The 8,022-nt window shown below is 39.0% G+C and carries 11 protein-coding genes; 5 read left to right on the plus strand and 6 right to left on the minus strand.

Translation table 11 applies throughout. From position 1 onward, the window contains the following. Positions 1–338 precede the first annotated feature (338 nt). From FFM62_RS09705 to FFM62_RS09720, 4 genes are all read left to right on the plus strand, one after another. Positions 339–1,397 (plus strand): baeRF6 domain-containing protein, encoded by a 1,059-nt coding sequence (locus tag FFM62_RS09705; RefSeq protein ID WP_075269750.1) that lies wholly within the window; start codon positions 339–341, stop codon positions 1,395–1,397. A 115-nt stretch (positions 1,398–1,512) separates the two neighbouring features. Then, on the plus strand, positions 1,513–1,845 hold the full coding sequence (locus FFM62_RS09710; RefSeq protein WP_115471602.1) for a hypothetical protein: 333 nt from the start codon (positions 1,513–1,515) through the stop codon (positions 1,843–1,845). Positions 1,846–1,874: 29 nt separating this feature from the next. Then, the gene (locus FFM62_RS09715; protein WP_075269752.1) at positions 1,875–2,126 is read left to right on the plus strand and encodes a transposase; all 252 of its coding nucleotides are present in this window, start codon (positions 1,875–1,877) and stop codon (positions 2,124–2,126) included. Between the two features lie 17 nt (positions 2,127–2,143). Then, positions 2,144–2,914, plus strand: coding sequence for an IS3 family transposase (locus FFM62_RS09720; protein WP_261789499.1), 771 nt, complete (start codon positions 2,144–2,146; stop codon positions 2,912–2,914). Positions 2,915–3,117: 203 nt separating this feature from the next. Here the strand turns inward: FFM62_RS09720 and FFM62_RS09725 are convergent, their stop codons facing one another. The 4 genes from FFM62_RS09725 to FFM62_RS09735 form a co-directional block, all read right to left on the minus strand. After that, entirely contained in the window at positions 3,118–3,432 is a 315-nt protein-coding gene (locus FFM62_RS09725; RefSeq protein ID WP_075269754.1) for a hypothetical protein, read from the minus strand. A gap of 18 nt (positions 3,433–3,450) precedes the next feature. Continuing rightward, positions 3,451–3,609 (minus strand): hypothetical protein, encoded by a 159-nt coding sequence (locus FFM62_RS10195; RefSeq protein WP_156834993.1) that lies wholly within the window; start codon positions 3,607–3,609, stop codon positions 3,451–3,453. A 5-nt stretch (positions 3,610–3,614) separates the two neighbouring features. Further along, positions 3,615–3,905 (minus strand): lanthionine synthetase LanC family protein, encoded by a 291-nt coding sequence (locus FFM62_RS10525; RefSeq protein ID WP_115471600.1) that lies wholly within the window; start codon positions 3,903–3,905, stop codon positions 3,615–3,617. Between the two features lie 689 nt (positions 3,906–4,594). After that, positions 4,595–5,185: a recombinase family protein gene (locus tag FFM62_RS09735; protein ID WP_075269757.1), complete on the minus strand. Its 591-nt coding sequence runs from the start codon at positions 5,183–5,185 to the stop codon at positions 4,595–4,597. A gap of 489 nt (positions 5,186–5,674) precedes the next feature. On the opposite strand from FFM62_RS09735, the gene FFM62_RS09745 reads away from it, so the two are divergent. Beyond that, complete coding sequence (locus tag FFM62_RS09745; RefSeq protein ID WP_237342659.1) at positions 5,675–5,737, plus strand: putative holin-like toxin; 63 nt, start codon at positions 5,675–5,677, stop codon at positions 5,735–5,737. Between the two features lie 334 nt (positions 5,738–6,071). Here FFM62_RS09745 and FFM62_RS09750 read toward each other — a convergent pair whose 3' ends face one another. Next, positions 6,072–7,640, minus strand: coding sequence for a ClC family H(+)/Cl(-) exchange transporter (locus FFM62_RS09750; RefSeq protein WP_115471598.1), 1,569 nt, complete (start codon positions 7,638–7,640; stop codon positions 6,072–6,074). A 201-nt stretch (positions 7,641–7,841) separates the two neighbouring features. Beyond that, positions 7,842–8,022: IS3 family transposase (locus tag FFM62_RS09755; RefSeq protein ID WP_170178058.1), on the minus strand; the 181-nt coding region annotated here is incomplete at its 5' end.

An 8,022-nucleotide genomic window follows, 5' to 3' on the forward strand; every position in this document is an offset into this window, starting at 1 on the left:
ATCATCTTGATATCGTTTCATTGGAATGCTCCTATCTTGTTTTATTAATTATGGCACAACTGTTCAGAAATTTATGTACCAAATACTAGGATAGGAGCACTATGAAAAGTTTGATAACTTAAACGAAGAACTTACAGACGTCATTGACCAAGTACTGATAATTTGTAGTCAATACGACATTGACCCCACATCCTAGCGAGCGGAAGCTAAATAAACGTTTCGAATTAAATCAAGGTGCTTAATGGAAAGTTGCTACGGTAGGCATCAGACTCATTTGACCCTCCCTACTCACTTTTTTGTTATAATAAAGTTATACAAACGAAGGGAGCGTGACATAAATGACAAAACTAATTACACTGAAAAACTTGCCGAAGGCACTGACTCCGAATGAAGATGTACTCACCTTGAGTATTAATTTAAATAAATTAAAATACCAACAAGATGAGCGTCTGCACTTAAAGAGTGCGCTTACAGAAATTAAAAAATATTCTATGGAACACCCTGAATTAAACTATAAAGAGCTTGAACGTCAGGTAGACAACTTGATTGATCAGAACCTACCATACCAAGGGATAACGTTATTCATTCAAGGTAATACTTTAGAGTTGTTCGTTTTACCACGGACAACTGTTGACGAAGTAAAGTTAACAATTAGCAAATCTCCCGACTTACTATCTATTTTACGTGAGCAACCAAACAAGATGTATTACTTGTTAGCGTTAGAGGGAACATCATTCAGACTATTCAAAATTGTTGATAAAACAGTTGCACCCGTGAAATTAGATGCAGACGCCCCAACCGACCTAGTGGAAACATTAGGATCAGAAAGACGTGGTGGTGAACTTAACTTTATTGGTCAAGGTGGTTCAACAACTTTCCATGGCCACAATGAAACAAGCAAGGAAAAACAGATTGATTTAGAGCGTTACTACCGCGAAATCAATAAGTATCTGGTTGAAACTATTGACTTAACTGTTCCAATCGTCTTAATGGGATTACCTAAAAATCTGGCATTATTCAAACGAATTTCAGAAAAGCTGTCTCTATCTGAAATTCAAATTAGCAAATCCCCAACGGACTTAACAAATGCCCGAATTGAAAAGACCACTAGCAACGAAATCAGTGAACAAGAGGTTGAAACAATCACTGACGATGTTGCTGCCATTAATAACAAGAGGGTATTAACTGACACAGCTGAAATTGACCAAGCAATTGATACAAACCAACTAAACAAGCTGATTGTTAACGTTGGTAACCTATCCAATAGCGTCGATGACCACCTATACAATGACATCAACCGAATTATCTCTCGTGCCTTAAAGATTAACAGTCAGGTGGTTGTTCTTAAACAAGAAGAACCACAATCACCAGCCTTATTGGAAGCAACAACTTATTAATCGAAAAGCTCACAGAGCACGCCTAAACGGGGCTGTTCTGCGAGCTTTTTGATGATTTGCGAAAACCACCAAAAAATAATAAACTAAGGGTCTATTATTTTTTGGAGAGTCGATAATGAAAAAGCTGATATTTTCAATCTGGGCAATTGCCCTGTTAATCATCGCAGTTACCCTAACTGTACTCGCAAGTAAAACAAATTCCGACACTCAGTCTAACCAACAATTAGCACCCCAAACTCAAACCAAGCTAATCAATATCGCAGATAAAGCATTAACAAAACGCGAGGCAAAGCAAACTCGAATCGTCTATGTTGGCGAAGTAGTCAGACATCACCAGAAGTTCTATTTACTTGCTGGGATCAAACGCCAGACTGGTAAACGTGTCTCAACAAAACCTGGATGTAAGCTGATTCCTGAGACAACTTTTAAGAGAGCGTATAATGAATAAATCGTCTCTCAAAAGGAAGGAATTTTTACATGCCAACTCGTTACGACAAAGAATTCAAACAAAACATCATCAACCTATATAAACAAGTCGAATCAGCCGACCAACTGGCCAGAGAATATGGTATTGGCTTTTCAACCGTTCATAAGTGGATCCAGGGCCAAGACAAAACTCAATCCGGTAAATCGCCAGACGAAATTAAAGCGATGGAAAAGCGGCTGGCTTCCCTGTCTGAGGAGAACGAAATTCTAAAAAAAGCCCTGGGCTTCCTTGCGCAGAAGTAACCAATATTTTTGATTACATTCACCAAGAAAGCCATCACCACCAGGTAACTAAGATGTGCCGAATCCTCGGTGTTTCCAGAGCTCAGTATTATCGTTATCGATCCCCAAAGCCTTCAAAACGCCGGGCCGAAGATGCGGACTTGAAACAACGGATTCTGCGGATCTTTGCGGAATTCAAGCAGCGATACGGCGTTATGAAGATCCACCATGAATTGAATCTGGAACTTCAACCACTGCAGCGTCGGTGCAGCCCAAGACGGATTTCCCGGCTCATGAAGGAACTGGATATCCACTCCGTTACCGTCAATAAATGGAAAGCGGCTTCCAAAACCAAGGTTGAACAGCGTCTTAACTTGCTTAAGCAGGATTTCTCGACCACTGGTTTAAATCAAAAATGGACCGCTGATATGACCTATATTCAAACGAAGCGTAATGGCTGGTGTTACTTATCAACCATCATGGATCTGCACTCAAGACGAATTATCGGCTATTCATTCTCAAAAAAGATGGATACTGATTTAGTCTTAAAGACCCTGGAAAGCGCGGTTAAAAATCGAACCATTACTGGGGACCTGATTATCCACACAGACTTAGGATCACAGTACACCAGCGATGATTACAACCAACGGTTAACAGAACTACATATCCGCCACTCTTACAGCCGTAAGGGGTGTCCATACGATAATGCACCAATGGAATCTTTTCATGCTTCCCTCAAAAAGGAATATGTTTATCCAGTGCCGGTCTTTGAGAATTATGAAACTGCCGCTGCCGTCCCTTTTGAATAGGTGCATGCTTTCTACAATAGGAAGAGAATTCATAGTTCACTGGGCTACCAGACCCCCTTACAAGTTGAAATCGCAACGCTTACGAGCCAAATGGCCGCCTGATTTAATGCTTTCCATGGTTCAAATAAGTTATTAATCACGATTAATGATTTATTTGAGCTGTGGAAGTTAAACGCGGTTCTGAATGTCTCTTAAAACCTGTCTCAAATATTGACTTCAATCCAAAAATTTGCATTTTCCCATTGCAACCACGTTTTATACACAGACTGCCCCCAAAGCAGGCAACCCAATCCGATACAGACAGATAGAATCATGACAGAAAGTCTTGAAAAATTAAAGCTTCTTTGCAAACCCCAAATTATTAATGTAGGGACACCGCTTGTTGCCACCAAGATACTAAGACTAGTGATTCCCTGAACCAATAATCCGTATTTTAATTTTGGAAATTTCTTGGATGTTTTTTTCAAATACCAGTTAATATTTTGAAAAATCATGTACTTTTCTTGTTTTGCTTGCATCCTCAACCCTCCTTGATTTTAGCTGACTAATAGGATCCGTTCCCAATCAAGGCGCTGCTTACTCTGTAATGACATTAAAGTCAAAACAATCCCACCTGAACCGTTTAACAAACCAATATCGTTAAAATAACCAGGTGTATCATATCTCTTTCCTCGGAAAACCATATCGTATTCCATAAATACTAGTTTTTTTCAAAATCAGCTACAGATAGTAACCTCGCCAAAATTCTTTGTTTAATTAATCCGATCTCTCTTAATCCGGTATCTCGCTCCATTGCATTTAAAATTAAGAGAAGTCCGGAGATTCCGTGACAAATTGTGGGTGATTTTAGTTGAAGGTCATCAAAATCTAACGATTTTAAACTTAAAAAATAATTCACAGCCGTTTCCATTAGCAGCTGATTATTTTGAAGTTTGGCACCTTCAAAAACTGCACGAGCAATTCTAGGATTTCCATATACGTTGCAAAATATAAGATAATGCCTAGCTTAAAGATCTTCCGAAAATAAAAGCAGCCATTAATTAGAGAGTACCCCGGTTTTAAGAACGAACCATCAATTTTCTCACAAGTTAAGTCCCAACCCGCAAGTACTAGTGGAAACAATATAAAGTGTAGCCATACAGGGCCATAAGGCAGTGCGGGAGACGAGTTGAACAAATAGTGCCCGACATATATTAGATAGCCAATCCAAACCAAAAATTCAGCAATGGCAGCTTTAATCCAAAACTTGCCTGTCATTGCCGCTCCTATATGGGTTAAGCAATAAACATGCCAATTATAGTAAACTCTAAAAAAGCGTCTTTTAAGCTCAATCATTTTGTATTATATCGCCCTTCTACAAACTTTTTCTTTCTTTATCAGCCACCATCATCAATGTTTGGGCTTATCTAACTGTCATATTCTCTAACTGTCGCTTACCTTTTCTTAACTCCACAATAGTTTGTCATGGCATCTTTCAATCCATAGATTCTGCGGCGTTCTCAATTCGATAAGCACTCACCTTATCTTTATCATCAATTAGCTTAGCGATAATATTAGTATCAATTAACAATTTGATTTACCTGATTTTTATTTCATGATAGATTAGTTGGGATCTTAGGTGGGCGTGTTGATAGTAGTGGGAAAAATAAGCAGGGACTATATTTGTAACATCTACCTTTATTAGCTTTTTCGTTTGATCCCGTATTTTTTGCGATATCGAATAAAGGTAGTTCGTTTAATGCCCGTATTTCTGGCCACATCAATGTCACTCATACCGGTTTGATAAAGATTAAATGCATGTTGCAAATGAGGATCATCTTCAACGTATTGAGGCTTGCGACCATGATATTTACCTTGCTGTTTGGCCAGGGAAATCCCTTGTTGCTGACGCTCAATAATTCGCTTACGTTCACTTTCAGCCTGGTACTTATACAGTTCAATAATGAGGTTGGTCATGAGTTGATGTAAATTGGGGTCAGCAATCCCCGTCATGGACGGCAAATTTAACACATCTAGGGTGGCCCCCTTATTTTGAATGGTGTTCATAATCTTAGTTAAGTCCTGATTATTTCTACCTAAGCGATCTAATTCAGTGACCAAGACCACATCACCTTCCCGAATATAGGCCAACATATTCTGAAGCTCCGGCCGTTTGGTGTTGGCTCCACTTAATTTATCCGTAAATAATTTATCGACGTCTTTTAAAGCCGCTAACTGTCGATCTAAATGTTGCTCCTTGGAACTCACGCGCGCATAACCGATTTTAGCCACTTTTAGCTCTCCTTTTGGACAGTTCTAATGAACATTTGTAATTCCTAGTATATCACAGAAATAAAAAAGGCCATTAGGGTATACCCTAGTGGCCTTTAAGCTTAGTACGAATTATTAATTGAATTTATCGTTTCCCTGTATTTACCATCAAATGTTTTTTCATCTGAAAACAAGGTTTCTCGTGAATATCCTAGTTGTCTTAATTTTTTTTGGATTGAATCTTTAACTTATCACGGAAACACGAGTTACATCACGGTATTTATAGTCCTGTTGTCTTCGTTAATAGCTTGGCTATTTATGGCTCGAAGATTAAAGAAAGCTGATTATGCATAGACATTATTCTATCCCCATTTCCCTGTATAATAGATTAAGCAAGAAGCTTTAATGGCAATGTTTGTCTTTTCCCTTGCGAGGTGAGGTTCATGGGAACATGGAATAATCTTCAGGAAGGCTTCACAGTCAATGAGCGTCTTTCAGACACTCTCGTTGATGTTGCTGTTTGGCACGTTTTTAATCGCGCTACTCCGCTATATCGACAAGCACCACAAATGAAAAAGCCGCCCCACATAACTTTGACCGGTTATGGGGCGAACTAGTGTTGTTTTAATATCTGCCACCGTCTTTAACGGCTCTACACGGGAAGTCCTGTTCACGTGGGACTTCCTTTTTCTTTTTTATTATAGCATGACTATGAAAAATTGGGTAGCAAGGCATTTGCAGCTTATTATTTATCTTTGTATTTTTCAAAAATAGGTTCAACTAATTCTTTTTCAGCGTTTTTCGTACTTCGCCGTATTTGTATATAGTTTCCCAATATGTTTATGTCTGGCAACGGCCCCACTTAATCTAATATTTATTATTATGATAGACCAATTTGCCTATTAACTTAGTCTCGGTGTTTTTTTTCTAAAGTTGCTAATAATGCATCAATCCGTTGTTTAACTCGGGTTCGTTGGGTTGTATCAGTTAACAGTACTAACGTATCACCTTCATGAATCAAGGTGTCACCATGTGGAATCACTTCTTGTTCACCACGCCGGATTCCAATGAGCAGTGCTTCTTTAGGCCATGGCATGTCTCGGACCATTTTGCCGTTTAAGGGACTGCCAAAGAAAACTGGTATTTCCAAATGATCAGGTCGATGAAGTTGCTGAACAGTTTTAGGAATTGTCATCTGCTTAAGCAATGCTTCATAGATTGGTGCACCGCCTAATAAATCAACAACAAGGTAAGCAGTTAACGATATGACCGCTAATGGCATTAAATGTGTTAAATTGCCAACCATTTCTGTTACCAGCAAGATAGCTGTGAAGGGAGCTTTTCCAATTCCAGCAAAGTAACCGGCCATGGAAAAAATGATTAGGTTCATGATATAGACATGCGATAATAATCCTAATTGATTCATTAAGACGCCATAAACCGCACCAATCACAGCACCTAAAGAAAGAATCGGCAAAAAAATACCGCCAGGTAATCCGGAACCATATGAAATCATTGAAAAGACGAATCGTATAATAAAAATTGCAATTAGTACAAACAAAGGTGGAACATACTGGCCAAATCCAACAATTAATCCATTACCACCACCGAGTAAATTTGGCGAAAAGTAACCAACTAAGATTACCAGCAGAAATGGTACGATACCTTGTATTGGGCGTGGCAAATGTGTCAGTTGATGATACCACCGAGGCATAACTAACAAGACCCGTTGATATAAGTAACCAAACAATCCCAAAACAATGCCGAGTAAAATTAAGTGCCAATAATTTGATACTGGTAAACTACGTGAATAATTTAAATGTAACACGGGAACAAGTCCGAAAACATTCAGTGAGATAAAAGTTGAACCAATTGCTCCGGCTAATGCTGTTAACCAAACCAGCGGTGAAAAATTATGGTAAATCTCTTCTAAGACAAATAGAGTTCCAGCAATGGGAGCATTAAACGCCGCTGCTAATCCAGCAGCGGCGCCTGATGCAATTAGCAGTCGGCGATCAGTTCCTGATAACTTAAACCCAGCAGCGAAACCTTGACCAACTGACGCACCTAATTGAATCGACGGTCCTTCTCGTCCGAGAAATAATCCAGGTCCCAATGCCAGAATACCACCGATAAATTTTCGCCAAAGAATTGACCACCAGTGCATTTCCAATTCGCCAGCCAATTGACCTTCAACTTGCGGAATTCCGGAACCAGAGATATAAGGTTCTCTCTTGAGAAGTCGAGCCACAATTAATGCTAAACCAAGGTTGATGCCAATCAACAATGCCCATTCCCACCAAACAAACGGCGCGATTCGTAAGTACCTATATACCAATCGACTATAGTGCAGCCCTATCTCAATACAATAACGAAATAAGCTAACAACGGTGCCACTCATTAAACCCACAAGCAGGCCGAATAAAACAAATCTCAAACGAGTAACGTCAAATTTTTCTTTTACAAGCTGTATCAAATAACTAATCCTCCTTTATAACCAATATTATATAATTTAGTGCTTAATTAAACTAGGCAATATCTCGATGAAATCTAGTAGTTATTTTTCACAGAGAAGGGGTGTCATACCGCTAAGATGTTTTAGTAGTTTACATGACGAGCCGCATGTTTGAGTAGTAATGGTGGATTGCTCCTATGTCAATAAATGGCACATCTTTTTCTAAACACTCGTTCTAATTCTGTCGGAATTAAACCAACTGATGTAATTTGAGGTTCGGATTACCAAGTCCTCAAAATTGGAGAAAGTTGTTTGAAAGGCAAACTCTCTCTTCAACAATGAGTGAAAAGCTTCAATTGGCCCATTATCATAAGGATAACCTTGTTTTGAGTATGAGTGGCTA

The organism is Weissella thailandensis (assembly GCF_005405465.1).
Taxonomy (GTDB): Bacteria; Bacillota; Bacilli; order Lactobacillales; family Lactobacillaceae; genus Weissella; species Weissella thailandensis.

What these genes read in the sequence shown, in the direction of transcription:
- FFM62_RS09705 (WP_075269750.1), top strand. Translation starts at nt 339, where the DNA reads ATGACAAAACTAATTACACTGAAAAACTTGCCGAAGGCACTGACTCCG.
- FFM62_RS09710 (WP_115471602.1), top strand. Translation starts at nt 1,513, where the DNA reads ATGAAAAAGCTGATATTTTCAATCTGGGCAATTGCCCTGTTAATCATC.
- FFM62_RS09715 (WP_075269752.1), top strand. Translation starts at nt 1,875, where the DNA reads ATGCCAACTCGTTACGACAAAGAATTCAAACAAAACATCATCAACCTA.
- FFM62_RS09725 (WP_075269754.1), bottom strand. Translation starts at nt 3,432, where the DNA reads ATGCAAGCAAAACAAGAAAAGTACATGATTTTTCAAAATATTAACTGG.
- FFM62_RS10195 (WP_156834993.1), bottom strand. Translation starts at nt 3,609, where the DNA reads ATGGAATACGATATGGTTTTCCGAGGAAAGAGATATGATACACCTGGT.